Annotated in this window: 17 protein-coding genes; 14 read left to right on the plus strand and 3 right to left on the minus strand. The window is 66.4% G+C overall.

Translation table 11 applies throughout. From position 1 onward, the window contains the following. Positions 1-54: 54 nt before the first annotated feature. From EO139_RS14045 to EO139_RS14060, 3 genes are all read left to right on the plus strand, one after another. The gene (locus EO139_RS14045; protein WP_126971116.1) at positions 55-2,388 is read left to right on the plus strand and encodes a S9 family peptidase; all 2,334 of its coding nucleotides are present in this window, start codon (positions 55-57) and stop codon (positions 2,386-2,388) included. 583 nt (positions 2,389-2,971) lie between these two features. Then, entirely contained in the window at positions 2,972-5,869 is a 2,898-nt protein-coding gene (locus tag EO139_RS14055; protein WP_126971120.1) for a TonB-dependent receptor, read from the plus strand. Positions 5,870-6,011: 142 nt separating this feature from the next. Next, on the plus strand, positions 6,012-8,387 hold the full coding sequence (locus EO139_RS14060) for a glycoside hydrolase family 127 protein (protein ID WP_126971122.1): 2,376 nt from the start codon (positions 6,012-6,014) through the stop codon (positions 8,385-8,387). A 326-nt stretch (positions 8,388-8,713) separates the two neighbouring features. On the opposite strand, the gene htpG is transcribed toward EO139_RS14060, so the two are convergent. Further along, positions 8,714-10,618, minus strand: a complete 1,905-nt coding sequence (htpG, locus tag EO139_RS14065) for a molecular chaperone HtpG (RefSeq protein ID WP_126945616.1) — start codon at positions 10,616-10,618, stop codon at positions 8,714-8,716. A gap of 172 nt (positions 10,619-10,790) precedes the next feature. On the opposite strand from htpG, the gene rsmD reads away from it, so the two are divergent. From rsmD to EO139_RS14100, 6 genes are all read left to right on the plus strand, one after another. Continuing rightward, positions 10,791-11,480, plus strand: coding sequence for a 16S rRNA (guanine(966)-N(2))-methyltransferase RsmD (gene rsmD / locus EO139_RS14070; protein WP_206515076.1), 690 nt, complete (start codon positions 10,791-10,793; stop codon positions 11,478-11,480). Continuing rightward, on the plus strand, positions 11,477-11,983 hold the full coding sequence (gene coaD / locus EO139_RS14075; RefSeq protein WP_104582103.1) for a pantetheine-phosphate adenylyltransferase: 507 nt from the start codon (positions 11,477-11,479) through the stop codon (positions 11,981-11,983). The genes rsmD and coaD overlap by 4 nt, the downstream gene beginning before the upstream one ends. A gap of 47 nt (positions 11,984-12,030) precedes the next feature. Then, positions 12,031-12,528 (plus strand): hypothetical protein, encoded by a 498-nt coding sequence (locus EO139_RS14080; RefSeq protein WP_164739854.1) that lies wholly within the window; start codon positions 12,031-12,033, stop codon positions 12,526-12,528. Between the two features lie 231 nt (positions 12,529-12,759). Beyond that, on the plus strand, positions 12,760-13,044 hold the full coding sequence (locus EO139_RS14090) for a YfhL family 4Fe-4S dicluster ferredoxin (protein WP_029220241.1): 285 nt from the start codon (positions 12,760-12,762) through the stop codon (positions 13,042-13,044). Then, entirely contained in the window at positions 13,041-14,819 is a 1,779-nt protein-coding gene (ggt, locus tag EO139_RS14095) for a gamma-glutamyltransferase (RefSeq protein WP_119131380.1), read from the plus strand. The genes EO139_RS14090 and ggt overlap by 4 nt, the downstream gene beginning before the upstream one ends. 287 nt (positions 14,820-15,106) lie before the next feature. Continuing rightward, positions 15,107-16,867, plus strand: a complete 1,761-nt coding sequence (locus EO139_RS14100) for a glycoside hydrolase family 9 protein (protein WP_126971126.1) — start codon at positions 15,107-15,109, stop codon at positions 16,865-16,867. Positions 16,868-17,107: 240 nt separating this feature from the next. Here EO139_RS14100 and upp read toward each other — a convergent pair whose 3' ends face one another. After that, the gene (gene upp / locus EO139_RS14105) at positions 17,108-17,740 is read right to left on the minus strand and encodes a uracil phosphoribosyltransferase (RefSeq protein ID WP_024940024.1); all 633 of its coding nucleotides are present in this window, start codon (positions 17,738-17,740) and stop codon (positions 17,108-17,110) included. 151 nt (positions 17,741-17,891) lie between these two features. Between upp and EO139_RS14110 the strand changes: the two genes are divergently transcribed. From EO139_RS14110 to EO139_RS14125, 4 genes are all read left to right on the plus strand, one after another. Further along, the gene (locus EO139_RS14110; protein ID WP_164739855.1) at positions 17,892-20,453 is read left to right on the plus strand and encodes a TonB-dependent receptor; all 2,562 of its coding nucleotides are present in this window, start codon (positions 17,892-17,894) and stop codon (positions 20,451-20,453) included. A gap of 44 nt (positions 20,454-20,497) precedes the next feature. Next, positions 20,498-21,586, plus strand: a complete 1,089-nt coding sequence (locus tag EO139_RS14115) for a phytase (RefSeq protein WP_126971264.1) — start codon at positions 20,498-20,500, stop codon at positions 21,584-21,586. Beyond that, positions 21,583-22,962: a metallophosphoesterase family protein gene (locus tag EO139_RS14120; RefSeq protein ID WP_126971128.1), complete on the plus strand. Its 1,380-nt coding sequence runs from the start codon at positions 21,583-21,585 to the stop codon at positions 22,960-22,962. The genes EO139_RS14115 and EO139_RS14120 overlap by 4 nt, the downstream gene beginning before the upstream one ends. Before the next feature lie 245 nt (positions 22,963-23,207). After that, positions 23,208-23,915, plus strand: a complete 708-nt coding sequence (locus EO139_RS14125) for a glycosyltransferase (RefSeq protein WP_104582108.1) — start codon at positions 23,208-23,210, stop codon at positions 23,913-23,915. A gap of 255 nt (positions 23,916-24,170) precedes the next feature. Here the strand turns inward: EO139_RS14125 and EO139_RS14130 are convergent, their stop codons facing one another. Continuing rightward, positions 24,171-25,667, minus strand: a complete 1,497-nt coding sequence (locus tag EO139_RS14130; protein WP_126971130.1) for an aminotransferase class III-fold pyridoxal phosphate-dependent enzyme — start codon at positions 25,665-25,667, stop codon at positions 24,171-24,173. A gap of 122 nt (positions 25,668-25,789) precedes the next feature. Here EO139_RS14130 and EO139_RS14135 point away from each other — a divergent pair, with 122 nt between their 5' ends. Continuing rightward, complete coding sequence (locus EO139_RS14135; RefSeq protein ID WP_104582110.1) at positions 25,790-26,221, plus strand: Lrp/AsnC family transcriptional regulator; 432 nt, start codon at positions 25,790-25,792, stop codon at positions 26,219-26,221. The last annotated feature ends 23 nt before the right edge of the window (positions 26,222-26,244 follow it).

Genomic DNA, 26,244 nt, shown 5'->3' on the forward strand with positions numbered 1-26,244 from the left:
TCTCGACGTGCACGACGCGCAGCCAATAACCACGCCATCTCCGCAGATAGACACATGACGCCACTCCTGCACCAGACCTTTCAGTGGCACCGCATCGCTGCGTGCTGCCTGAGCATTGCACTCTGGACGCTGTCGGCAAGCGCGGCGGCTGCAACGCCCACGCCCGCGCAGTACGCGCAGGCGATCGGCCTGTCCGATCACTACGCGTCGCGGGTCGACAGGCAACCGACCGCGCCGGCGTGGATCGATGCGGGGCATTTCCTGTATCGGCGTGGCGTTGCACGTGGCAACCAGGCGCCGGCCATCGAGTACCGCCTGGTGGATGCGGCCAGCGGCCGCAATACGCTGGCCTTTGACCACGCGCGGCTGGCCGCGGCCTTGACGCAGGCCGGTGCGCAAGGCATCGACGCCACGCATCTGCAGCTGGAACAACCCACGCTGCAACAGCAGCGCCTGGGCTTCCAGCTGGCGAAGCGGGGCTGGCAATGCGACCTGGCCCGCTATCGCTGCACGCATGTACCCGACCGCGACCTTCAGGCCGAATCGATGGACATGCGCCTGCCGCTCAAGCAGGGCGAGCGGCAGGCCAGGCTCTCGCCGGATGGCCGCTGGCGCGCCTGGGTGGAGCAGGCCAATCTGGTGATCGCACCGGTCGGTGGTGGCGAGCGCAGCGTGCTCAGCCGCGATGGCAGTGCCGACGATTACTACGCACTCGACAGCGTGGTGTGGTCGCCGGACTCGCAGCATCTGGCTGCGTATCGGGTCAAGGCGCCGCCGCCACGCATGGTCTATTACATCGATTCGGCGCCGGCCGACCAGCTGCAGCCGAAGTTGCACCAGCAGGTCTATCCCAAGCCTGGCGATGCCTTGCCGGTGATGCAGCCGGTGTTGTTCGACATCGCCACGCGCGCGGCGCATCCGGTGGCGATGACGCTGCTGCCCAATGCCTTCAGCTTGAGCGAGATGGTCTGGTGGAAGGACAGCCGCGGGCTCACCTTCGAATACAACGCACGCGGGCACCAGCTGTATCGGGTCATCGAAGTGGACGCACGCACGGCCGCCGCGCGCACGCTGATCGAGGAAACCTCGCCCACTTTCATCGAATACTCCGAACTCAGCGGCGAGCACGAAGACGGCGGCAAGCACGCGCGGCGCGACCTGGCCGACGGCGCGCAGATCCTGTGGGCTTCCGAGCGCGATGGCTGGGAGCATGTCTACCTGTACGACGGCCACAGCGGCGAAGTGATCCGCCAGATCACGCGTGGCGACTGGGTGGTGCGCAAGCTCGACTACCTCGACGAGGCCGCCGGGCAGCTGTATTTCACCGCCTCCGGCATGCAGCCCGGCGAAGACCCGTATTACCGCCATGCCTACCGCATCGGCCTGGACGGCAGCGGGCTCACTGCATTGACGCCGGCGGCCGCCGATCACCAGGTGCGTTATTCACCCGATGGCAAATGGTATCTGGACCTGTACTCGCGCGTGGATCTTGGCCCGGTGCTGGAGTTGCGACGCAGTGCCGACGGCGGCTTGGCACACACGGTGGAGCGCACCGACCTGCGTCGTCTGCAGGCTGCCGGCTGGCAGCCACCGTTGCCGTTCCACACCACCGGCCGCGACGGCAGGACCGAGATCTGGGGAGTGATCCAGCGCCCGCAACACCTGGATCCGCAGCAGCGCTACCGCGTGATCGAAGACATCTACGCCGGCCCGCAGGGGTCCTTCGTCCCCAAGACGTTCAGCACCCGAACGCCAGCGCTGACCGCGCTGGGATTTGCGGTCGCGCAGATCGATGGCATGGGCACCAACAATCGCTCGCGCGCCTTCCACGATGTGGCCTGGCGCAACCTCAAGGATGCTGGCCTGCCGGATCGCATTGCCTGGCACAAGGCCGCTGCCGCGCAGTATCCCTGGTACGTCATCGACGGCGGTGTCGGTGTCTACGGGACCTCGGCCGGTGGCCAGAACGCATTGGGTGCACTGCTGTTCCATCCGGAATTCTATGTGGCAGGCGTGGCCAATTCCGGTTGCCACGACAACCGCATGGACAAGATCTGGTGGAACGAGCAATGGATGGGGTGGCCGGTCGGGCCGTGGTATGCCGAATCGTCAAATGTGGAAAATGCCGCGCGTCTGCAAGGGCATCTGCTGCTGGTCACCGGCGACATGGACATGAATGTCGATCCGGCCAGCACCTTGCAGGTGGCCGATCGCCTGATCAAGGCCGGCAAGGATTTCGACCTGCTGGTGGTGCCCGGCGGCGATCACGGTGCCGGCGGCGACTATGGCAGGCGCCGCCTGCTGGATTTCTTCGTGCGCTGGATGCAGCAGGCGCCAACACCGGACTGGAACCACACCCAGGCAGCGACACCGACGCAGACGCCGTGACAGCCCAGGTTCGGGCCTGCCGACACACCGATTGACGGCACTGCATAGACCGCGGCCGTTGAACGAGTGCGCGCAGGGCAGTGCACGCTGACGGCCCTCAGTGCACTCGTGCATGCAGACGCATCACGCGATGCCTGGATGGACCGACATTGCAGATGGTCGCACGGGATACATCGCCCAAAGTGTGTCACCACTGGTTTTGCGCGTAACGTCCAGCTGCCGACATCGCTGCAGAGCGCATCGACACAGGCTGGTTCATTTGCGAACCATGCGGTTATCCGCATGCGCTGTCGCCAAATGCGACAAGACGTGGCGCATGCGCACAGGCACATTGTGACCAGCTGATGAAACTGGAGCGCATGGGCGCCTCCGGTGCGGAACCAACACCTTTTTCGACAACACGCGCTGCTGCGCGACCCTGGGTGGTCGTGCGCGTCGCAGGTTGTCTGCGTGTCTGCAGCACCGCCGTGGCGAGAGATGTCGCTGCGTGTGCGTCTGCCATCCATCTTGCCCTGCGCTGGTGTCCGCCGGCACGGGCGTGTGTTGCCCATCGTTTGTCTGCCATACGACTCAGGAGCCCTGCATGCCGATGTTGCTGTTGCCTCTCTCCCGGACCACCGGCACGACCACGCGCCCGCTGCCGAGCATGCTCAGCGCCGCACTGCTGCTGGCGCTCTCTGCGGGCGCCGCCGCTCCCGTGTCTGCGCAGCAGGCAGGCAACAGCGCTGATGCGCCACAAACGCTGGATAGCGTGGTCGTTACCGGCTCGCGTCTGCGCCGCGTGGATACCGAAACCGCCAACCCGGTGGTCACGGTCAGCCAGGAACAGATCGCCGCCACCGGCAAGGCCACGGTCGGCGACCTGCTGCAGGAGCTGCCATCGATCGCTGGCAACGCCACCAACCCTTACACCAACAACGGCGGCGGCACCGGTGCGTCGGCCATTTCGCTGCGCGGCCTGGGCGACAAACGCACGCTGGTGCTGGTCAACGGTATTCGTCTGGCCTACAACGACGTCAACGCGATTCCGTCCAGCATGATCGAGCGCATCGAAGTGCTCAGCGACGGCGCCTCTGCGGTCTATGGCTCCGACGCCATCGGCGGTGTGGTCAATTTCATCCTGCGCAGCCAGTTCGACGGTGTGCAGTTCAGCAGCGACTTCGGCACCAGCAGCGAAGGCGATGGCAATCGACGCAACTTCACCCTGACCACCGGCAAGACCTGGGAGCGCGGCAGCCTGATCGGCGGCCTGTCGTATCACAACATCGATCCGGTCTCGGCAGCGGCGCGCGACTATTCCAGGGACGCGCTCGCACTGACCAACGGGCAACCGGTGAAGCAGGGCTCGTCCGCAACGCCGACCGGTACCGTGAATTTCAACGATGGCTCGGATCAGTCCGCGCAGCTGGCGCAGGCCAACGGCTGCGGGCGGGTCACCCTCAACAGCGGCGTCAGCGGTCGTGCCGGCCCGGGCGATTTCCACTGTTACAACGCCAGCGCCGACTCCTACAACTACCAGCCATTCAACCTGTTGCAGACCCCGCAAAAGCGCACCAATGCGTTCTTGCTGGGCAGCTATCGCTTCAGCGACAACGTCGAAGGCTACGTCAACACCTGGTTCAGCAAAACAGAGTCCGCCTCGATCATTGCGCCGATTCCGATCTTCGCCAACGGCGACAACATCCTGGTGTCGTCGCAGAGCTACTACAACCCGTTCGGGGTGAACTTCGGCACCGATCGCAGCACCGGCACCTCCTACAACGACCTCAACACGCGCGCCACCGTGCTGGGCAACCGCAGCTATCAGTACAACACCTACAACTTCCAGATCAGCCCCGGCCTGCGCGGCCGCTTCGGCGACAGCTCCTGGCAGTGGGATGCCACCTTCAACTACGGCAAGGTCAAACAGAAGTCGATCAACAACGGCTTTCTCGACTATGCCGCGTTCAATCAGGCCATCGGCCCGTCGTTCCTGGACAGCAATGGCGTGGTCACGTGCGGCAGCGCAGGCGCGGCGATTGCCGGCTGCACACCGCTGAACTTCTTCAACCTCAACGACAGCGCCAACCTGTCCACCTTGCAGGGCATGGTGGTCAACCCGATCGTGACCAGCGTCTACACGGTCAAGCAGTTCGAGGCCAATGCCAACGGCTCGCTGTTCGAGCTGCCGGCCGGCACCGTCAGCCTGGCAACCGGCATCTCGTATCGCAAGGAGCGCTCGACTACCGCCTCCGACCCGCTATGGACCGGCGATGAAGACGGCCTGTGCGGGGTGATCGAATTCTGTTCGTCCACCCTTGCCGGCAGTTTCGACGTCAAGGAAGCCTACGCCGAGGCGCTGTTTCCGCTATTGAAGGACTTGCCCGGCATCAACGCCCTGAACATCACCCTGGGCACGCGCTTTTCCGATTTCAGTTCGGTGGGCAGCAAGACCAACAGCAAGGTGTCGCTGGAATATCGCCCGATCGAGAACCTGCTGATCCGCGGTACGGTGTCGGAGGTGTTCCGCGCGCCCAACATCAACGAACTGTATGCCGGCGTGGCCGGCGATGCGGCCACCGTCAACGACCCCTGCAATGGCTACGCCGGTGGCAACAGCGTGGCCTGCGCCAATGTGCCCACCGACGGCAGCTACCAGCAATCCGATGGCCAGGTGTCGGGCAAGGTGTCCGGCGCGGCGGTGGCCGGATACCAGCTCAAGCCGGAAACCGGCAAGTCCTACGACGTGGGGTTGGTCTACGACCCGCAGTGGATCGACGGCCTGTCGCTGAGTGCGGACTGGTGGCGCATCGATCTGGAAGACACCATCACCACGGTGTCGGCGCAGACCGTGCTCAATCAATGTTTCGCCAATTCGGCCAGCGCCTTTTGCGCGTTGATCCATCGCAACGGCAACGGCACCATCAATTACATCGCCGAACCCACCGTCAACCTGGGCAAGCTGTGGGCCAAGGGCCTGGACGTCAACCTGACCTATCGCGCGCCGCCCACCGCGTGGGGCAATCTCAGCGCCGGGCTCAACGGCACCTATCTCACCCGCTACGACGTGCTGCCCGACACCACCGACCCCAGCTCGGTCACCATCCACAACGTGGGCCGCTATACCCAGGCCTACGGCAACTTCCCGCGCTGGCGCGCGCTGGGCACGGTGAACTGGGCGTTGGGCGACTGGAGCGCGACTTGGCGCATCCGCTATGTGGGCCACACCGCCATCGGCAGTTCGGACCCGGACCAGAGCCTGTCGGCCGATTCCAGCGAACCGATGGTGGTGCGCAAGATCGGCGCCTACGTCTACAACAACCTGCAGCTCGGCTACAACGTCGAGCCGTGGCACACGCGTTTTGAGGTGGGCGTGGACAATATCGCCAACAAGCAGCCGCCGCTGTACTACTCCAACAACGTCGGCAATGCCAATACCGATGTGGCCACCTACGATCTGCTGGGTCGGTTCTACTGGGCGCGTGCCACGGTGAAGTTCTGATCGGGCGGTTTGTCGCCGGTGCGTGCGGCCAGATGTCATCGGTCGCGCGCATGTCTGTGCGGTCGCGGGCGTACGCGGTTGCGCAGGTGTGTGTCGCAATGGCGCGCGGTCTGTGCGCGCGGACAGGAGTTAAGCTGAGCCCATGACGGATATGCATGCAAGCAAGTTGCCCGACGACCACGCGCCGAGCCTGTCACGGCGGCGCTTTCTGGCCTGGAGCAGCCTGGCGGTTGCGGCGGGTTTCCTGAGGTTTCCGGCGCAGGCCAGTGCCGCGCAACCCGGCAGCGTGCGCGCAGTGCCGCTGGCACAGGTGCGGCTCACGCCGTCGCTGTTCCTGGACGCGCTGCAGACCAATCGTCGCTATCTGATGCGGCTGCAGCCGGACCGGCTGCTGCACAACTTCGTGCTCTACGCAGGGCTCGATCCCAAGGCCAAGGCATACGGCGGCTGGGAGGCGGATACCATCGCCGGGCATACGCTGGGCCACTATCTCAGCGCGCTGGCACTGATGCATGCGCAGACCGGCGATGCGCAATGCCGCGCACGCGCAGCCTATCTGGTGGGCGAGCTGGCGCGGTGCCAGGCACACGCAGGCGATGGTTACGTGGCCGGCTTCACCCGCAAGAACGCCGCAGGCAAGATCGAAAGCGGCCGCGCGGTGTTCGATGAGCTCAAGCGCGGCAAGATCGACCCGGCGCCGTTCTACCTCAACGGCAGCTGGGCACCGCTCTACACCTGGCACAAGTTGTTTGCCGGCCTGCTCGACGTGCATGCGCATTGCGACAATGCGCAGGCGCTGCAGGTGGCGGTGGGCCTGGCCGGCTATCTGCAAGGCGTCTTCGCCGCACTCGACGACGCCCAGCTGCAGAAGGTGCTGTCGTGCGAATTCGGCGGCCTCAACGAATCCTTCGTCGAGCTGCATGTGCGTACCGGCGATGCGCAGTGGCTTGCGCTGGCGCAGCGCCTGCACCACCACGCCGTGCTCGACCCACTCATCGCCCAGCGCGACGAGCTGGTGCACCAGCATTCCAACACCAACATCCCCAAGCTGATCGGCCTGGCACGCGAGTACGAAGTCACCGGCGATGCCGCCTCGGGCGCGGCGGCGCGCTTCTTCTGGCACACCGTCACCGACCACCATACCTACGTGATCGGCGGCAACGGCGACCGTGAGTACTTCCAGCAGCCGGACAGCATCTCGAAGTTTCTCACCGAGCAGACCTGCGAGCACTGCGCCAGCTACAACATGCTCAAGCTCACCCGGCACCTGTACCAGTGGGGCCCGCAGGCCGAGTTCTTCGACTACTACGAGCGCACGCTGCTCAACCACGTGATGGCGCAGCAGCATCCGCGCACCGGCATGTTCACCTACATGACACCGATGCTGGCCGGCGAAGCGCGCGGCTGGTCGTCGCCGTTCGACGATTTCTGGTGCTGCGTCGGCAGCGGCATGGAAGCGCATGCCCAGTTTGGCGACTCGATTTACTGGCAGGACGGGCAGGGCGTTTACGTCAACCTGTATGTGCCCTCCAGCGTGCGCGACGCCGCCGGGCTGGACATGACCCTGCACAGCACGATGCCGGAGCAGGGCAGCGCCTCGCTGCGCATCGATGCCGCCCCGGCCGAGCAACGTACGCTCGCACTGCGCGTGCCCGGCTGGGCGCAGTCGCCGCTGCTGCAGCTCAACGGCCAGCCGGTCGATGCCGCCCTCAGCGAGGGCTACCTGCGCATCACCCGCCGCTGGCGCGCTGGCGACACGCTCACCCTGTCGTTGCAGATGCCGCTGCGCCTGGAAGCCACGGCCGACGACCCGGCCTGGGTCTCGCTGCTGCGCGGGCCGCTGGTGCTGGCGGCCGACCTGGGCGATGCGGCAAAACCCTGGTCGGGCAAGGCTCCGGCATTGATCGGCGGCGATGAGGTGTTGCAGCGCCTGCAGCCGGTGGCAGGCCAGGCCGCGTTCGACTACAGCGACGGCAGCCAGCAGTGGCGCTTCTCGCCGTTCTACGCCCAGTTCGATCGCCGCAGCGCGCCCTACCTGGAGCATCGCGATGCCGCCGCATGGCAGCAGCATCAAGCCGAACAGGCCGCAGCAGACGCGAAACAACAGGCGTTGGACGCGCGCGCACTGGACCGCATCTCCCTGGGCGATGAAGCATCCGAAAAAGCCCACGGCCTGCATAGCGAAAGCTCCTACGCACTGAGCTACCGCCGCCGCGCCGGCCGCGATGCCCGCACCGGCGGCTTCATCGCCTTCACCCTGCGCAACACCGCCCGGGCCCGCATCCTGCGCCTACGCTACTGGGGCGACGAAACCCGCCGCCGCTTCCGCATCCTCGCCGACGGCGAACTCATCGCCAACGAACGCCTGGACGGCAACCGCGGCCTTGACTTCGTCGATGTGGATTACGCCTTGCCCGCAGCGGTGGCAGGCCGCGCCACCCTGCAGATCCGCATCGAACCGGAAACCGGCTACTCGGCCGGGCCGGCGTTCGGGTGCTGGGTGCTGGAGTCGGCGTAAGCGCCGCCGCGGCTGGTCTTCAATGACATTGCCTGCGCTTTGGCCGGAGCGCGCACGATGCGCGCAGGCATCGCGACGCACCCGGCCATGATCCCGACAACGAGGACCCGATAAACGTCCGACTGATTTTTTCCTAGGGCCGCATTCGGCAAGCTGTCGTTATCGTCCAATGTGCACGATGCGTTATGGAGGAATGACCCGTTACCGAAGCGGCGTGGTCTCGGACACTCCTGTCGCCGCTCTTCCAATCGTCGCCATGAGACAGGCCCAAAAAAAAGACCGGCGCATGCGCCGGTCCTGGTGTGTCACGAAAGGTGTCGCAACCCTTACGCCGACAACTCCAGCAACAACTTGTTCAACCGCTTCACATAGCCGGCCGGGTCCTTGAGGCTATCGCCCGCTGCCAGCGCGGCCTGGTCGAACAGCACCCGGCTCAGGTCACCGAAGCGGTCCATGTCGGCTTCCGCATCCAGCTTTTCGATCAGCGGGTGGGCCGGGTTGAACTCGAATACCGGCTTGGTCTCCGGCACGGCCTGGCCGCTGGCTTCCAGCAGCTGACGCATCTGCAGGCCGAGGTCGCCCTGGCCGATGGCCAGGATCGCCGGGGAATCGGTCAGGCGGTGCGAGACGCGCACTTCGGCCACGTCGTCGCCCAGGGCTGCCTTGATGCGCGAGGCCAGGCCTTCCTTGGACTTGGCGACTTCTTCCTGCGCCTTCTTGTCTTCCTCCGAATCCAGCTTGCCCAGGTCCAGGTCACCGCGGGCCACGTCCACGAACGACTTGCCGTCGAACTCGGTGAGGTAGCTCATCAGCCACTCGTCGATGCGGTCGGTGAGCAGCAGCACTTCGATGCCCTTCTTGCGGAACACTTCCAGGTGGGGGCTGTCCTTGATCTGCGCGTAGCTTTCACCGGTGAGGTAGTACAGCTTGTCCTGGCCCTCGGCCAGGCGGCTCACGTAGTCGGCCAGGCCCACGCTCTGCGCGCCGGTGGTGTCATGCGTGGAGGAAAAGCGCAGCAGGCCGGCGATCTTTTCGCGGTTGGCATAATCCTCGGCCGGGCCTTCCTTCAACGCCTGGCCGAAGTTGCGCCAGAACGTCGCATAGTCGTCCGGCTTGTCCTTGGCCAGTTTCTCCAGCATGTCCAGCGAGCGCTTGGTCAGCGCCGACTTCATCGAATCCACGACCGGGCCGGATTGCAGGATCTCGCGCGAGACATTGAGCGACAGGTCGGACGAATCCACCACACCCTTGATGAAACGCAGGTACAGCGGCAGGAACTGCTCGGCCTGGTCCATGATGAAGACGCGCTGCACGTACAGCTTCAATCCCTTGGCCGAATCGCGGTGATACAGGTCGAACGGGGCGCGGCCGGGCACGAACAGCAGCGAGGTGTACTCCAGCTTGCCTTCGACCTTGTTGTGGCTCCACGCCAGCGGGTTGCCGGCATCGTGGGCGACGTGCTTGTAGAACTCCTGGTACTCGGCGTCCTTGATCTCGGACTTGGGTCGCGTCCACAGCGCGCTGGCGCGGTTGACCGCTTCCCATTCGGGCTCGGCCGGCGCGTCGGCTGCTTCGCCGTGGTGCTCCTTGCGCATCTCGATCGGCAGGCCGATGTGGTCGGAATACTTCTTGAGGATGCCGCGCAGCGTCCAGCCGTCGGCAAAGCTGTCTTCGCCGTCCTTCAGGTGCAGCACGATGCGGGTGCCGCGCTCGGGCTTGTCGACGCTGGCCACTTCGAACTCGCCCTCGCCGCGCGAGGACCAGTGCACGCCCTCGTTGGCCGGCAGGCCGGCGCGACGCGAGTAGACATCGACCTGGTCGGCGACGATGAAGGCGCTGTAGAAGCCCACGCCGAACTGGCCGATCAGGTTGGCGTCCTTCTTCTGGTCGCCGCTCAGATGCTTGAGGAAGTCGGCGGTGCCGGACTTGGCGATCGTGCCCAGATGCGAGACCGCGTCTTCGCGGCTCATGCCGATGCCGTTGTCGTCGATGGTGACGGTGCGCGCGTCCTTGTCGTAATCCACGCGGATGCGCAGCTCGCCGCCGCCTTCCAGCAGCTCCGGCTTCACCAGTGCCTCGAAACGCAGCTTGTCGGCGGCGTCGGCGGCATTGGAGACCAGCTCGCGTAGGAAGATTTCCTTGTTCGAGTACAACGAATGGATCATCAGCTGCAGCAGCTGCTTGACCTCGGTCTGGAAGCCAAGCGTCTGCTTGTCGGTTTCAACGGTCATTGGGGTCGTGCTCCATGGTGGCCCAGGCCGCAACGCGGCCGATGGCCTGGGGGATGAGGCCGTGTGGGGATTTTTCAAGGCGAGCGTGCGCCAGATCGCCTGCGTCGATGCCGGTCGGGGGAGGGCGGTTGCGGCAATCGCGGCGGTATCATGGCCGCCCAACCGTCCTGCCCTGAGCCATGTCGCCATCCGTGCCGCCGCTGTCCCGCCTCCGTTCGCCCGCCCTCGGCGCGTGGCGATGAGCCGCCCCGCACGGCCGGCGCCACGCGGCGCGGAAGGGCAGGTGCGCATCGTCGGTGGGCGCTGGCGCAACACCAAATTGTCGGTGCCGGACCTGCCCGGCCTGCGCCCGAGCAGCGACCGCGTCCGCGAGACGGTGTTCAACTGGCTGATGCCGCGCCTGCCCGGCGCGCGCGTGCTGGACCTGTTCGCCGGCTCGGGCGCGCTGGGCCTGGAAGCGGTGTCGCGGGGTGCGGCGCATGCGACGCTGGTCGAGCGCGACCCCGGCCTGGCGCAGCGCTTGCGCCAGCACGTGACCCGGCTGGACGCGGACGACCAGGTGCAGGTGCTGCAGGACGACGCGTTGCGCTGGCTGGAGCGCTCGCCGGTGGCGCAGGCCAGCATCGTGTTCGTCGATCCGCCGTTTGCTGCCGGCCTGTGGCCCAGCGTGCTGGAACGCCTGCCCGCGCACCTGACCGCCGATGCCTGGCTGTATCTGGAAGCCCCGGCCGAGCTGCCGCCGCAGGTGCCGGCCGGCTGGCACCTGCACCGCGAAGGCGCCACCCAGCAGGTGCGCTATGCGCTGTACCGCCGGGCCGCTGCTACACTGAACGGCGATCCGACCCCGGTAGTTTCCGTATGAGCGTGGCCAATAGCCGCACCGCCGTCTATCCCGGTACCTTCGACCCGATCACCAACGGGCATATCGATCTGGTGAACCGCGCCGCGCCGTTGTTCGAGCGCGTGGTGGTCGGCGTGGCCTACAGCCCCTCCAAGGGCCCGGCCCTGCCGCTGGAACGCCGCGTGGAGCTGGCCCAGGAAGCACTGGCCGCGCATGCCAACGTGGAAGTGCGCGGCTTCGACACGCTGCTGGCCCACTTCGTCCGCGACATGGGTGCCGGCGTGCTGCTGCGCGGCCTGCGCGCGGTGTCCGATTTCGAATACGAATTCCAGATGGCCAGCATGAACCGCCATCTGATCCCGGAGGTGGAAACGCTGTTCCTCACCCCGGCCGAGCAGTACAGCTTCATCTCGTCCTCGCTGGTGCGCGAAATCGCGCGGCTGGGCGGGGACGTGTCCGGTTTCGTTCCAGCTTCGGTCGTCGAAGCCCTGCGGCAGGTGCGGCAAGCCCGCGCGCAGGCCTGATTCTCTAGCAGTCACATCACCACATGCTTTTCAAAGGGAGGAGTTTCATGAAACACACCATGCGCGCGCTGGCGCTCGCTTCGATCGCCGCTCTGGCCGTCACCGCCTGCAAGAAGGAAGAGCCGGCACCGACCGCCGCCGCGGCTCCCGCGCCGCTGAAGGCGCCGGCCAAGGACGACAACGCCGGCTGGAAGAAGTACCTGCAGGAAGTGGTCGGCCAGAACCTGGGCGCCACTACCAACAGCCCGTTCCTGTACTACTTGCCGCCGGAGTCCGATGCTGAATTCGCCGGCAGCTACGAGCGTCAGCTGGAAAGCGTCAAGACCGCACTGGCGCGCGGCGTGCAGCCGGGCAACATGCTGGCCTTCGGTTCGTCGGCTTCGACCAAGATGGCCGACCTGATCGACGCCGCGTTCAAGGACGTGCAACCGGATTCGATGAAGGGCGTGCGCGTGCTGTTCATCGGCGATGCCGCCGAGAATGCCCGCGTGCAGGCCATCGTCCAGCCCAAGGGCGTGGAATACACCTTCGTTGAAGCCAAGTAATGCCGTACCGGGCCGGATGCGCGGGAGGGCGCGTCCGGCCGCCGTGCGCAATCGCGGCATGCCGCTGATTCCGCACCCCATCGGGGCCGGTCCGCTCGGACCGGTTGCCGACCACGTGCGTGGCGGTGTCCATGCCTGGCCCCGGGCCGGGCGCGTTGGCGTCCGGCAGCACGTTGCGTTCCAGCGCCTGGCGTTGCATCGCGCCGCGTCGCATCGCATGGTGGTGCCGCCATGTCGCTGAAGATCAACGAGCTCTGCGTCAACTGCGATGTCTGCGAGCCGGCGTGCCCGAACCAGGCCATCTCGATGGGCGAAACCATCTACGTGATCGACCCGGCACGTTGCACTGAGTGCGTGGGCCATTTCGACGAGGCGCAATGCGTGGTGGTGTGCCCGGTCGAATGCATCGACCCGGATCCGGACATCCCGGAAACCCACGATCAATTGCTCGCCAAGCTCATGCAGCTGCAGCGCGATCACCCCGAACTGTACGAACAGGAGCCTCCCGCCCCGTGAGCATCTTTTCCCGACGTTTTCCTTCGCGCGGCCTGTTGCTGCTGGCCTTCGTACTGGCACCGCCGGCCTGGTCGGCCGATGGCGCCAGGCCGGCGGCGGCCGCTTCCTCGCCGGTGGCGGGGCATCCGCCCGGTGCGGCGATCGCCAGCGGGCACGCACTGGCCACCGACGCCGGCCTGCAGATCCTGCGCGAAGGCGGCAATGCGTTCGATGCGGCGATCGCGGTGTCGTCCACGCTGGCGGTGGTCGAGCCGATCAGCTCGGGCCTGGGCGGCGGCGGCTTCTTCCTGTTGCACGATGCCAAGACCGGCAAGGACGTGATGCTGGATGCGCGCGAGACCGCGCCCGAGTCGGCCAGCGAGGCGCAGTTCCTCGACAAGCAGGGCGCGCTGGACCGCGACCGCTCGGTCAACGGCCCCTGGTCGGCCGGCATTCCCGGCTTGCCTGCAGCGCTGGTGGAGCTGGCCACCCGGCACGGCCGGCTGCCGCTGAAGCAGTCGCTGGCACCGGCGATCCGCATCGCCACCGAAGGTTTTCCGGTGTACGCGCGCATGGCCAAGGGCTATGCCTCGCGGCGCGAGGTGATGGAGCGTTATCCCGGCACGCGCGAGGTCTATCTGCGCGGCGGCAAGCCCATCGCCGAAGGCGACATCTTCAAGCAGCCCGAATTGGCGCACACCTTGAAGCTGCTCGGCGACAAGGGCTTTGACGGCTTCTACAAGGGCGAAACCGCCAGCAAGCTGCTGGCCGGCGTCAAGCAGGCCGGCGGGCACTGGAAAGCCGCCGAGCTGGCCGGGTACCGGGTCAAGCAGCGCACGCCGATCCAGTTCGATTACCGCGGCTGGAAGATCACCACCGCGCCGCCGCCGTCTTCCGGCGGTATCGCACTCGCCGCCATGCTGCAGATCCTGGAAGGCTGGGAGCTGGACACGCTCGACGATGCGCACCGCACCCATCTGGTGGTGGAAGCGATGCGCCGCGCCTACCGCGACCGCACCTTCTTCCTCGGCGACCCGGACTTTGTCGCGGTGCCGCAGCGCGTGCTGACCAGCAAGGATTACGCGCAAGGCCTGCGCGCCACGATCAACCCGGACAAGGCCACCCCCAGCGACCTGCTGTCGGGCAATCCGACCCCGCTGGAAGACGACGAGACCACGCACTTTTCCATCATCGATGGCGAAGGCAACCGCGTCGGCGCCACCCAGACCGTCAACCTGCTGTACGGCTCGGGGCTGATCCCCAAGGGCACCGGCGTGCTGCTCAACGACGAGATGGACGACTTCGCGCTCAAGCCGGGCACGCCCAATGCCTTCGGCGTGATGGGCTACGCGGCCAACGCCCCCAAGCCGGGCAAGCGCATGCTTAGCTCGATGACGCCGACCTTCATGGAATCGGCCGACAAGGTCGCGGTGATCGGCACCCCGGGCGGCAGCCGCATCATCACCATGGTGCTGCTCGGCATCCTGGGCTACGACGCCGGCCTGGACGCACAGCAGGTCAGCGCCTTGCCGCGCTATCACCACCAGTGGCTGCCGGACGTGATCGAGGCCGAGAGCAACGCGTTCTCGCCGCAGACCGCCAAGGCGCTGCAGGCGATGGGGCATGCGCTCAAGCTGCCTGGCGACACCGCCGAGGGCGGCCGCGGTTCCAGCCATGTCTGGGGCAACCTGCAGACGGTGGAGTGGGACAAGCGCAGCAACGTGCTCACCGGCGGTAGCGACCCGCGCAACCCGGTGGGCAAGGCGCAGGTCCAGCTGGCGACACCTGCACGGTGAGTGCCACGGCCTGCTCCGTGGGCGGGGCAGGCATTACACGGCCAACGATGAGAACCGGCGTGCACTGAGGCGCGGGCCTGGCCTGTCGGTTCGGCGCAGGCGGCACAGGTGCCGAACACGCGGAGCGGCGAACCGTGTCCCTGTCTCGGCAACTACGTGCAGCACGCCTGCACCGGCCTGAGTGGGGGCCGGAAGGTCACTGGCTGCCTGCAGCAATACGGTTTGGTGCTGTGTCCTATGTCGGGATTGGACTTGTCGCTGTACGTCGATTTGGCGACCATCGCGGCATGACCATTTTGCAGACCCTGCTCACCGCCGTGGCGATCGCATCGCCCATCGCCGCCTGCGCGGCCGATACGACCGGCACTGCCGGCAGCACGGCCGCTGCCGGCGCCGCGATCCACGTCAACCAACTCGGTTATCTGCCGGGCTCGGCCAAGCTGGCGGTGGTCGGCTTGCCGCCGTCCGCTGCGGCAGCGGCAGACCGCTTTACGGTCGAGGATGCCAACGGCCGCCGCGTGCTGGAGGGCCGCTTGTCGCCGGCGGCCACCTGGGCACCAGCGGGGCAACAGGCACGCGTGGCCGACTTTTCCGCGCTGCGCGCCCCAGGGACGTATCGGGTGAAGATCGCCGGTTTGCCGGCGTCGGATCCATTCCCGATTGCGGCCGCTGCCTACCAGCCCGTCGTGGATGCCTCGCTCAAGGCGTTCTACTTCAATCGCGCCAGCACCGCGCTGCCGGCGCAGTTCGCCGGGCGCTATGCACGTGCGGCCGGGCATCCGGACACCGATGTGCGCATCCATCCTTCCGCGGCCTCGGCCACGCGCCCGGCCGACAGCGTGATCCGTGCGCCCAAGGGCTGGTACGACGCCGGTGACTACAACAAATACATCGTCAACTCCGGCATCAGCACCTACACCTTGCTGGCGGCCTACGAGCAGTATCCGGCGCTGTTCAAGGCGCAGCCGCTGACCATCCCCGACGACGCCCCCGGCGTGCCCGGCATCCTGCAGGAGACCTGGTGGAACCTGGAATGGATGCTGGCCATGCAGGACCCGGCCGATGGCGGCGTGTACCACAAGCTCACCGACAAGCAGTTCGATGGGCTGGTGATGCCCGAGCAGGCCAAGCAACAACGCTATGTGGTCATGAAGGCCACTGCGGCCACACTGGATTTTGCCGCGGTGATGGCTGCCGCCAGCCGCGTCTACGCACCGTTCGACACGCAGTATCCGGGCGCGTCGGCACGCATGTTGAAGGCTGCGCGCAGCGCCTGGGCGTGGGCGCAGCAGCATCCGGATGTGATCTACCGCCAGCCCGATGACGTGCGCACCGGCGGCTACGACGATGCGCAGGTGGGCGATGAATTCGCCTGGGCCGCGGCCGAGCTGTACGTGAGCACGCGCGAGGACGGCTTCTACGACGCAATGATGGCGCGCAACGTGCCGGCCAGCGTGCCGGGCTGGAGCAACGTCGGCGGCCTGGCCTGGATGTCGCTGGCCGAACATCGCGACCGGCTCACCGCGCATGCCGATCGCGCACGCATCACCCGTGAGATCACCGATCTGGCACAGCGGCTTGCCGAACAGTGGCAGGCCTCGCCCTGGCGTCTGGCGATGACCGACACCGATTTTGTGTGGGGCAGTAATGCAGTCGTGCTCAACCGCGCGATGATGTTGATGCAGGGCTATCGGTTGACCGGGCAGCGGCCGTATCTGGATGCCGCGCAATCGCAGCTGGACTACATCCTGGGGCGCAATCCGTTGGGGCTGTCGTTCGTCACCGGGGTCGGGTTGCGCAGCCCGCTGCATATCCACCATCGCCCCTCCGAAGCCGACGGCATCGACGCGCCAGTACCGGGCTGGCTGGCCGGCGGCCCGCAACCGGGCCAGCAGGACGCCAAGGACTGCAAGGTGGCCTATCCCTCCAAGCTGCCGGCGCTGTCGTACCTGGACGACACCTGCAGTTATGCCAGCAACGAGGTGGCAATCAACTGGAACGCACCGCTGGTGTATGTGAGCGCGGCGATCGAAGCGTCCACGCGCTGAGGCGGGCGGTTTTTCAACGCGATGCCGCGGCCGCTACCGTTCTCCCATCGGGAGAAGGTGGCGCGCAGCGCCGGATGAGGGTGCGGCAGCGGCAGCAACACCGACCCACCGTACCCTCACCCCAACCCTTCTCCCGTGGGGAGAGGGGCTTCAATCCGCCGATTACCTCACCAGCGCTGCTCCAGCGTGATCGGCAATCGTCCAGCGCGCATCAGCTTTTGATCTGGTCGCTTCAGACACTCACTCCACCCGCGTGCCGAAGATCCGGTCGCCGGCATCGCCCAGGCCGGGCAGGATGTAGCCCTTGTCGTTGAGGTGGTCGTCGATCGCGGCGGTGTAGACCTCCACGTCCGGGTGCACGGCTTCCAAGGCTTTCAAGCCTTCCGGTGCGGCCACTAAAAAGATGCCCTTGATCCGCCGCGCGCCGGCGCGCTTGAGCATGTCGATGGTGGCGATCAGCGTGCCGCCGGTGGCCAGCATCGGGTCCAGGATCAGCGCGTCGCGCTCTTCCAGGCGGCCGGTGAGGCGTTCGAAGTAGGGCACCGGCTGCAGGGTTTCTTCGTCGCGCTGCAGGCCGACCACGCTCACGCGCGCGGCCGGGATCAGCGCCAGCACGCCGGGCAGCATGCCCAGGCCTGCACGCAGGATCGGTACCAGGGTGATTTTCGCGCCGGCAATCCGCTGCACGGTCACCGGGCCGGCCCAGCCGGGTTGCACGTGCGATTCGGTGTCCAGATTGGCGGTGGCCTCGTAGGCCAGCAGCGTGCCCAGCTCGGTGACCAGTTCGCGGAAGCCCTTGGTGCTCAAGGCGGCATCGCGCAGCAGGCCGATCTTGTGCTGGACGAGGGGGTGACGGACTTCGACGATTTTCATGGGCAGCGACAGGCGGGAGAGACCCACAGTGTGCCGCAGCCAGCGGCAGCGTCGCCACACATTGGGCGTGATCGCGCTTGCAGATGTCATGTCAGTGAAACGTCGTAGACATAGTGTGCCCACCCATTCTTAACCGATTGGGGAAGCATCCGTGTTGAACAAGACTCCGCTGTGCCTGGCGATCACGCTGACGTTGGCGGCGGCCACGTGGAGCCCGCTTGCGCAGGCGGCCGAGGGTGCGGCAGCGGCAACCGGCGCCTCCGGTGCGGCAGCCATCGACCTGGAGCGCCTGGAAGTGCGCCCGCAGGTGGAATCGCAGGTGCGCGCGGTCGATCTCAAGCGGGGTTCCGATGCGATCCAGGATGCGGTCGCCTCCGATGCGCTAGGCCGGTACCCCGACAAGAATGTTGCAGAATCCTTGCAGCGCCTGCCCGGCGTCAGCGTCACCCGCGACCAGGGCGAAGGCCGCTTCGTGGTGATCCGCGGCCTGGATTCGGCGCTCAACAGCGTCACCATCGACGGCATGACCATGGGCACGCCGGAAGACGGCACGCGCTCGGCGCCGCTGGACGTGATTCCCTCCGACTCGACCGAGCGCCTGAAAGTGGTCAAGTCGCCGACCCCGGACATGCCGGGCGATTCCATCGGCGGTGCGATCCAGGTCGAGTCCACCTCTGCCTTCGATCGCGATGGCCGCACGCTGCGCGGCTCGATCGAAGGCAGCCACCAGTCGTTGTCGGGCAAGACCAGCCCCAAGGGCGCGTTCAACTACAGCGACATCTTCGACGGCACCTTCGGTGTGGCGGTCGGCGTGAACTACCAGGACCGCGAATTCGAATCGGACAACACCGAAGTGGCCTACGACAGCTTCGACGGCGGTGCGGCCGACGATCTGTTCGCCGGTGAAGTGCAGCGCCGCAAGTACTTCATCGAGCGTACCCGCATGGGCGCCAACCTCAACCTGGACTGGCGCCCTGACGCCGACAACCGCTACTACCTGCGTACGCTCTACAGCCGCTTCGACGATGCCGAAACGCGCCAGCGCACCATCTTCGGCCTGGCCGACGGGCAGGTCAGCGCCAATGGCGATGGCACCTACGCCGTGGCCGACCTGCCGGCCGATTCCATTTCCAAGCGCGTGCGCTACCGCACCAAGAAGGAAGACACCATGGCCTTGAGCGTGGGCGGTGAAAACCGTCTGAGCGCGGCCACGGTGGATTACAAGCTGGGCTACACCAAGACCACCGAGCGCGTGAACGATGAGATGGAAGCGCGCTTCAACTACGCCGGCGACGATCTGTCGGCCACGGTCGATCAGAACAGCGGCATTCCGCGCCTGGGGTTCTCCGACAACGGCTGGCAGCGCAACGACGACTTCGTATTCGACCGCTTCGTGCTGGCGCCCAAGCGGGTGGACGACAGCGAGCGCAGCGCGCAGGTCAACGTGCGCTTCGATGGCGAGCATTCCAGCCTGAAGATGGGCGTGCTCGGCCGCTGGCGCGAGCGCGATGTCAACGTGGACGAAAACGAGCTGCGTCGTGGCCCGGCGATCGATCTGAGCGACTGGACCACCGCCGCACCGGAACATCGCGGCGGCACGCTGGGCGAAAGCATCGGCTCGGACGGCATGCGCCGTTACTGGAACACCTCCGGCACTCTGTACAGCGCACGTCCGCAGGATGTGGGCAGCAACCTGCAGGTCTCGCTGCAGGACGACTACAGGGCCACCGAAGATGTGTTCGCCACCTATGCGATGGGCACCTGGGACATCGGTGCGCTGCGCATGATCGCCGGCGTGCGGGTGGAGAACACCCAGTTCGACGCCACCGGTAACCAGGTCGACGTGGCCGAGAACGGCCGCACCGCCACGGTGACGCCGCGCGAAGCCTCCAGCAGCTACACCAATGTGCTGCCGGGCCTGCATCTGCGCTACGACACCGGCAACGACTGGGTGCTGCGGTTCGCGGCCAACAAGACCTTGTCGCGGCCTGCGTTCGGCGATGTCTCCCCGCGCGTGAGCATCAATCGCGGCGACAACGAGGTGAGTCTCGGCAATCCCGATCTCAATCCGTATCGCTCAAAGAACCTGGATCTGTCGTTCGAAAAGTACATCGGCAGCACCGGCCTGGTCTCGCTGGGCGTGTTCAACAAGTCGATCGACGACTACATCGTGCAGACCATCAGCACCAACGATGCCGAGTTCCCCAACCTGCAGGTGACGCGCTCGATCAACGGCGACACCGCAAAGGTGCGCGGCGCCGAATTCAATTGGCAGCAGGCGCTGGACTTCCTGCCCGAGGGCTGGAATGGCCTGCTGGTCGGCGCCAGCGCCACCGTGCTGGACAGCGATTTCAATCCCGGCCTGAGCGATCGCGCCGGCGAGGACTTCACCTTGCCGCGCTCGTCCAAGCGCATCTACAGCGGGCATCTGGGGTATGAAAAATACGGCTTCAGTGCGCGCGTTGCGGCGGTGTATCGCAGCGAGTACCTGGACACCATCGGCCAAAGCCGCGCGTACGATATCTACGTCGCCCCGCACACCCAGCTGGATTTCAGCATGAACTACCAATTCAACAGCCACGTCAGCCTGTATCTGGAGGCGCAGAACCTGCTGGACGAACCGCTGGAGCTGTACCAGGGCGTGCCCTCGCGCACGCTGCAGAACGAGGAATACGGCCGCACCTATGCGCTCGGCCTGAAGGTGGCACTGTGATCGCAACGCGCACGCGGCTCCACACCACGTTACTCCACACCACACTGCTCGCCACCACGCTGGCGCTGACCGCCTGCGCCAGCGCACCGGCCGACCGCGAAGCCGACGAGGCGCTGTTGAAGGACCCCTTGCTCAGCGAGGCCAGGGTGGCGCACGAAGTGGTGCCGGAAGCCTTCATCACCGCGCTGACCCCGGCCGACAACCTGGATTCGCCGGCCAGCTGGAGTGCGCCCGATGGCAGCCGCTGGTTGATCGCCACCGCCAAGGCCACGCATGCGCTGGTGGTGTTCGATGGCGATAGCGGCAAGCGCCTGCGCGTGGTCGGCGGCAAGGGCAAGGCCCTGGGCAAGCTGGATCGGCCAAACGGGATTTCGGTCGTCGACGATCTGGTGTTCGTGGTCGAGCGCGACAACCGCCGCGTGCAGGTATTTTCGCTGCCGGATTTCAAGCCGCTGACCAGCTTCGGCCAGGACGAATTGCGCGAGCCCTACGGCCTGTGGGTGCACAAGCACGACGGCGGCTACGAGGTGGTGGTCAGCGACAACTACATGTCGCCGGCCAACAAGGATGAGCCGCCGCCGCTGGCCGAACTCGGTCAGCGTTTCCGTCGCTATCAGGTGAACAACGCGGGGCAGGGCTGGCAAGCGCACCTGACCCAGAGCTTCGGCGATACCACCGAGGCGGGCGCGATACGGATCGCCGAGTCGGTGTTCGGCGATGAAGCGCATGCGCGCCTGATGATTGCCGAAGAGGATGTTGCCGTGGGCACGCAGTTGCGCGAATACGGGATGGACGGGCGCTACCGCGGGCGCAATGTCGGCAGCGGCCTGTTCAAGGCGCAGGCCGAAGGCATGACGCTGTTTGCATGCAAGGACGGTAGCGGTTACTGGATCGCCACCGATCAGTTCAAGGACCGCAGCGTGTTCCAGGTGTTCGACCGCCAGAGCCTGGCGCATGTCGGTGCCTTCGCCGGCCGGGTGACCGCCAACACCGACGGCGTGTGGCTGGATCAACGTGGCGATGCGCGCTTTCCGGGCGGGGTGTTCTACGCCTTGCACGACGACCAGGCGGTGGCGGCCTTCGACTGGCGCGATATCGCGCGCACGCTGCGTTTGAAAGAATGCGCGCCATGATCGCCGCACGTGCGATGCTGTCTTGCGCGCTGTTGCTGGTGGCGATGACGGGCACTGGATCGTTCGCCGCCGAGCGCGCGGCCGAGCCCAACACCCAGGTGCCGGCCGGCTCCACCCATTATGTTGCCGATGGCTTTCCGGACCGCATCGTCGCCACGCCCGCGCAGGCGGCGGCGACCGGTTTCGCGGTGGCCTGGCGTACCGATACCAGCGTCGACCAGCCGTGGCTGGAACTGGTGGTTGCCGGCGACTCGCCCGATGTGGGCACGCCGCGCCGCATCCGCGCCAGCACCACCACGCTGGCCAGCGAAAACGGCAGCTCGCATCACCACCGCGCCGATATCGACGGGCTGACGCCGGACACGCTGTATGCCTACCGCGTGCAGGGCAACCACACCTGGGGGGCGTGGAATCATTTCCGCACAGCCGCCACCGCGGATACGCCGCTGACGCTGCTGTATTTCGGCGACACCCAGAACAAGAACCTCAGCCTGGTCTCGCGGGTGATCCGCCAGGCTTGGCGCTCGGCACCGGATGCGCGGCTGGCGCTGTTCGCCGGTGACCTGGTCAGCGGCAAGGACGGCCAGGACGACAACGAATGGGCCGAGTGGTTCGACGCCGGGCGCTGGCTGCTGGAAGGCACCGCGGTGGCGCCGGCGCCGGGCAATCACGAGTATCACGAAGAGGGCGAGGACACCCCACAGGCCACGCGCACGCTTGGCACGCATTGGCCGGTGACCTTCGCGTTGCCGCGTAACGGGCCGTCGGCCACCGCACGCACCAGCTACTGGTTCGACTATCAGGGCGTGCGCATCGCCGTGCTCGATGGCACCTCCGTTCTGGATCTGGGCACCGGCCCGGCACAGGCGCAGTGGCTGGACAAGGTACTGGCCGACAATCCGCACCCGTGGTCGATCGTGCTGATCCATCAGCCGTTCTTTTCCCCGCGCGCCGATCGCCAGAACGAGAAACTGGTCGAGCAGGTGCTGCCGGTGATCCGCCGCCACAAGGTCGATCTGGTGCTGCAGGGCCACGACCACACCTACGGCCGGCGCGGCGATGCGGCAGGGCAGGCCACGCCGGTGTTCGTGGTCTCGGTGGCCGGGCCCAAGCAGTACCGACTCTCGGACATGGCGCGCAAGACCATGCGTCCGGTCGGCGAGGACACCCAGCTCTACCAGGTGCTTCGCATCGACAACCACACCTTGCGTTACGAGTCGCGCACCGCCACCGGGCGTCTCTACGATGCGTTCGAGCTGGAGCGCGGCAGCGATGGCGGCAAGCGACTGGTGGAGAAAGAGGCCGGACGCATCGCACCACGCGATTGCCCGCGCAGTGCAACCCTGAAAGGACGCGCCGACAGATGCTGGGAATGACGGAAACGCGGCACAGGCGAGCTGGTCTGGATGAGGCTGCCGTTCCGGATGACGACCCGGTGAGCAAACTTCGGTGCTGCATTGATTTTGCACATCGACGGTAAGCGTAACCATTTAAAATTGTGAATTACGTCACACTAATAATGGGACTACTGTTAGGGCCGACCGGGTCTCCACCCGGGTAGCCGGCTTCGACGCGGGTGCTTCGGTGGAGGTTCTGCCTCCCCCAGCCCCGAGAAGCCCCCATGATTCCCCACGTGTTCCATCTCACTGCGCCGACCAAGCACCTGCTTTGGGAAGAGCGCAAAATCCAGGCCCGTCTGCAACGGCTGCTGCCGGGCTGGACCTGCCATGTCTGGGACGATGCCGACAACTCGGCGCTGATGCGTCGCGCCTTCCCGGAATTGGCCGACCGCTACGAAGCGATCCGCTTCGGTGTGATGAAGGCAGACATCGCCCGCTGCGCCTACATGCATACCTATGGCGGGTTCTATTTCGACACCGACTACAAGCTGCTGCGCACGCTTGGCGCGGACGTACTGGCACAGCAATGCGTGCTGCCGATCGAAGAGGGCGCGCCCGGCAACGAGCAGTTCAAGATCGGCAATGCGGTGTTCGGCTCGGAGGCAGGACATCCGTTCTGGCGCGCCTTCATCGAGCACATCTTCACCATGCATGCGCCCGAGACGCTGGAAGACCACCGGCAGATTCCGATGATTTCCGGCCCGCGCGGGTTGACGCGTTTCTACAACGCGCACGCCGGCGAGTTTGCCGGCATCGTGTTCCCGGCGCGCGATGCGTTCCATCCCGACCGCACCTGGTTCGGGCTCGGCCACCGTGGCGGCACGGTCGCGGTGGGCTCGCATCTGTGCTGGGCGTCCTGGCGCGGCAAGTCGCCACGCCGGGCAGTGACCAATTACCTGCGCCGCAAGCTGAGCGCCGTGCCGATCTGACCGGGCCAGGCAGCACCCCCGCCGCGCGCAGCGCCGACAGCGCGTGGTGGATGCCAAGGAGTAGCCGAGCCTGTTCTGCAGGCGCGCAGGCACTGCCTGCGTCGCCTTGAAGTCGAGCGGTCTACACCACCATCGCTCTGGCCGCCCGGTGGGCGCGGACGGTGCTCCGCATCGGCGTGTACCGCTCGGTGACCAACGTTCCTGCGCACCGTCCGCTTCCCGCTAGCGACTGCTCGCCATGCGTGTGGGTGGCGCTCAGGCCGCCTCGGCCTGGCTATGGCGCGGACCTTCCTTCAGCGCACGCCCGATCAATCCGACCAGCAGGTCCAGCTCGTCTTCGTCCATCGCAAAGTGCGGGGTGAAGCGCAGCGAATTCTCGCCGCCATGGATCACGTTGACGCCGCGGTGGCGCAGCCATTCCTCGGTGGAACCGGCGCCATAGCACTTGAACTGCGGCGCCAGCTCGCAGGAGAACAGCAGCCCGGTGCCCTGCACCTTGGTGATCAGGCCGCCCAGCTCGGACTGCAGTGCCTGCAGCTTGGCGATTGCCTGCGCACCACGGGTGCGGATGTTCTCGCGCACCTGCGGGGTGAACAACGCCAGCGTGGCGCAGGCGACATCCAGCGCACGCGGATTGGTGGTCATGGTGTTGCCGTAGGTGCCTTTGCGATACACCTGCGCGGCGTGTTCGGTCACCGCCAGCACCGACAAAGGGTATTGCGCGGCGTTGAGCGCCTTGGAGTAGGTCTCCAGGTCCGGCGGGTCGAGCTGCTCGAAGCCGGGGTAATCCACCACCGACAGCACGCCGTGCGCGCGCAGGCCGGCCTGGATCGAATCCACCAGCAGCAGGCTGCCGTGCAGGCGGGTCAGTTCGCGCGCGGCGGCATAGAACGCGGCCGGCAATGCGCGGCCCGGGTCGCCTTCGCCCATCACCGGCTCCAGGAACACCGCCTCGATGAACCAGTGATTGCGCGCGGCCTCGTCGAAGGCGCGCTGCAGCGCCGCCACGTCGTACGGCGCGATCGCGATCACCGAGTCTTCGTCGCGGTAGCTGGCCAGGTACTTGGTGTAGGTCTTGCGGCTGGAATCGGAATACAGGCCGGGGCGGTCGGTGCGGCCATGGAAGCTGCCCTTGACCACCACGCGCTTGATGCTGGCACCGGCGTGGCGCGCGCCCGGGTCGGTGTGCAGCTTGGCGTTGGTATCGACGATGCGCGCGGCCAGGCCGACCGCTTCGGAACCGGAGTTGAGACACATGAAGCGTGCGAACGGACAGCCGCCGCGGGTATGCCCGATCTCGGCGCGCAGCGCACGGTCGAGCCGGCGCTGCGCCAGGCTCGGCGTCATCACGTTGGCCATCACCTGCGGACGCGCCATCGCCTCGAGCACCGGCGCGGGGGTGTGGCCGAAGCCGAGCATGCCGTAGCCGCCGGCGTCGTACAGCACCGCGCCCTTGAGCGTGATCACCCAGGGGCCGCGCGCGGCCAGCGCCACGTACGGGGTCACCGCATCGTCGGCGTAGAAATTGATGAAGCCATCCTGCACCGCGCCGATCTGTGCGTCTTCGTCCAGGTCCAGCAGGTCGGCGGCCTCGGCGCGCACCAGCGCGTACTCGGCAGCGGCCGCGTCGATGGCGTGTGCGAGATCCGGGTGGCTGGCGGCCAGACGCGCGATGCTGGCATCGTCCAGGCCATCGGTCAGGCGGCGGCCGGCATGGGCGCGCAGCGGGGCGAGCGGGGCGAGGACGGACATGGCGCATCTCCTGCAAGGTGGCGTTCCCTTCCTATTATCGGCAGAAGATCGGCGTTTGGCAGCGTGAATCCGGGCAGGAAGTCGGGTATTTTCGTCGAATCGACGAACCATTTGGGCAAAAAGTGAAAATCACTCCCTCTGACGAACGCCTGCTGTCGCTGCTGCGCGAGGACGCGCGCGCCTCCACCGCGCAGATTGCGCGCCGGCTCGGGCTGTCACGCACCACCGTGCAGAGCCGGATCGACAAACTCGAGCGCGACGGGGTGATCAGCGGCTATACCGTGCGCACCCACGACGCCTACGAACAGGGCCGCATCCGCGCGCATATCCTGATCACCGTGCTGCCCAAGAAGATGCCGGCAGTGGTCAAGGCGCTGCGCGACATCCCGCAGGTGCGCCTGCTGCACTCGGTCAGCGGCGCCTACGACCTGATCGCCCTGGGCGTGGTCGGCGGCGTCAACGAGATGGACGTACTCACCGACGCCATCGGCGCGATCGACGGCGTGGAGCGCACGACGACGTCGATCATTTTGTCGACGAAGTTCGAGAGGTGAGGGGCGGGAATCGGGAGTGGGGA

This window comes from Xanthomonas sp. BRIP62411, assembly GCF_003993525.1.
GTDB lineage: Bacteria > Pseudomonadota > Gammaproteobacteria > Xanthomonadales > Xanthomonadaceae > Xanthomonas > Xanthomonas euroxanthea.

Excerpts from the sequence above, each read along its gene's own strand:
- EO139_RS14055 (WP_126971120.1), top strand. The coding sequence starts at position 2,972 with ATGCCGATGTTGCTGTTGCCTCTCTCCCGGACCACCGGCACGACCACG.
- EO139_RS14060 (WP_126971122.1), top strand. The coding sequence starts at position 6,012 with ATGACGGATATGCATGCAAGCAAGTTGCCCGACGACCACGCGCCGAGC.
- EO139_RS14120 (WP_126971128.1), top strand. The coding sequence starts at position 21,583 with ATGATCGCCGCACGTGCGATGCTGTCTTGCGCGCTGTTGCTGGTGGCG.
- EO139_RS14080 (WP_164739854.1), top strand. The coding sequence starts at position 12,031 with ATGAAACACACCATGCGCGCGCTGGCGCTCGCTTCGATCGCCGCTCTG.
- EO139_RS14125 (WP_104582108.1), top strand. The coding sequence starts at position 23,208 with ATGATTCCCCACGTGTTCCATCTCACTGCGCCGACCAAGCACCTGCTT.
- EO139_RS14090 (WP_029220241.1), top strand. The coding sequence starts at position 12,760 with ATGTCGCTGAAGATCAACGAGCTCTGCGTCAACTGCGATGTCTGCGAG.
- EO139_RS14045 (WP_126971116.1), top strand. The coding sequence starts at position 55 with ATGACGCCACTCCTGCACCAGACCTTTCAGTGGCACCGCATCGCTGCG.
- coaD (WP_104582103.1), top strand. The coding sequence starts at position 11,477 with ATGAGCGTGGCCAATAGCCGCACCGCCGTCTATCCCGGTACCTTCGAC.
- EO139_RS14100 (WP_126971126.1), top strand. The coding sequence starts at position 15,107 with ATGACCATTTTGCAGACCCTGCTCACCGCCGTGGCGATCGCATCGCCC.
- htpG (WP_126945616.1), bottom strand. The coding sequence starts at position 10,618 with ATGACCGTTGAAACCGACAAGCAGACGCTTGGCTTCCAGACCGAGGTC.
- EO139_RS14130 (WP_126971130.1), bottom strand. The coding sequence starts at position 25,667 with ATGTCCGTCCTCGCCCCGCTCGCCCCGCTGCGCGCCCATGCCGGCCGC.
- upp (WP_024940024.1), bottom strand. The coding sequence starts at position 17,740 with ATGAAAATCGTCGAAGTCCGTCACCCCCTCGTCCAGCACAAGATCGGC.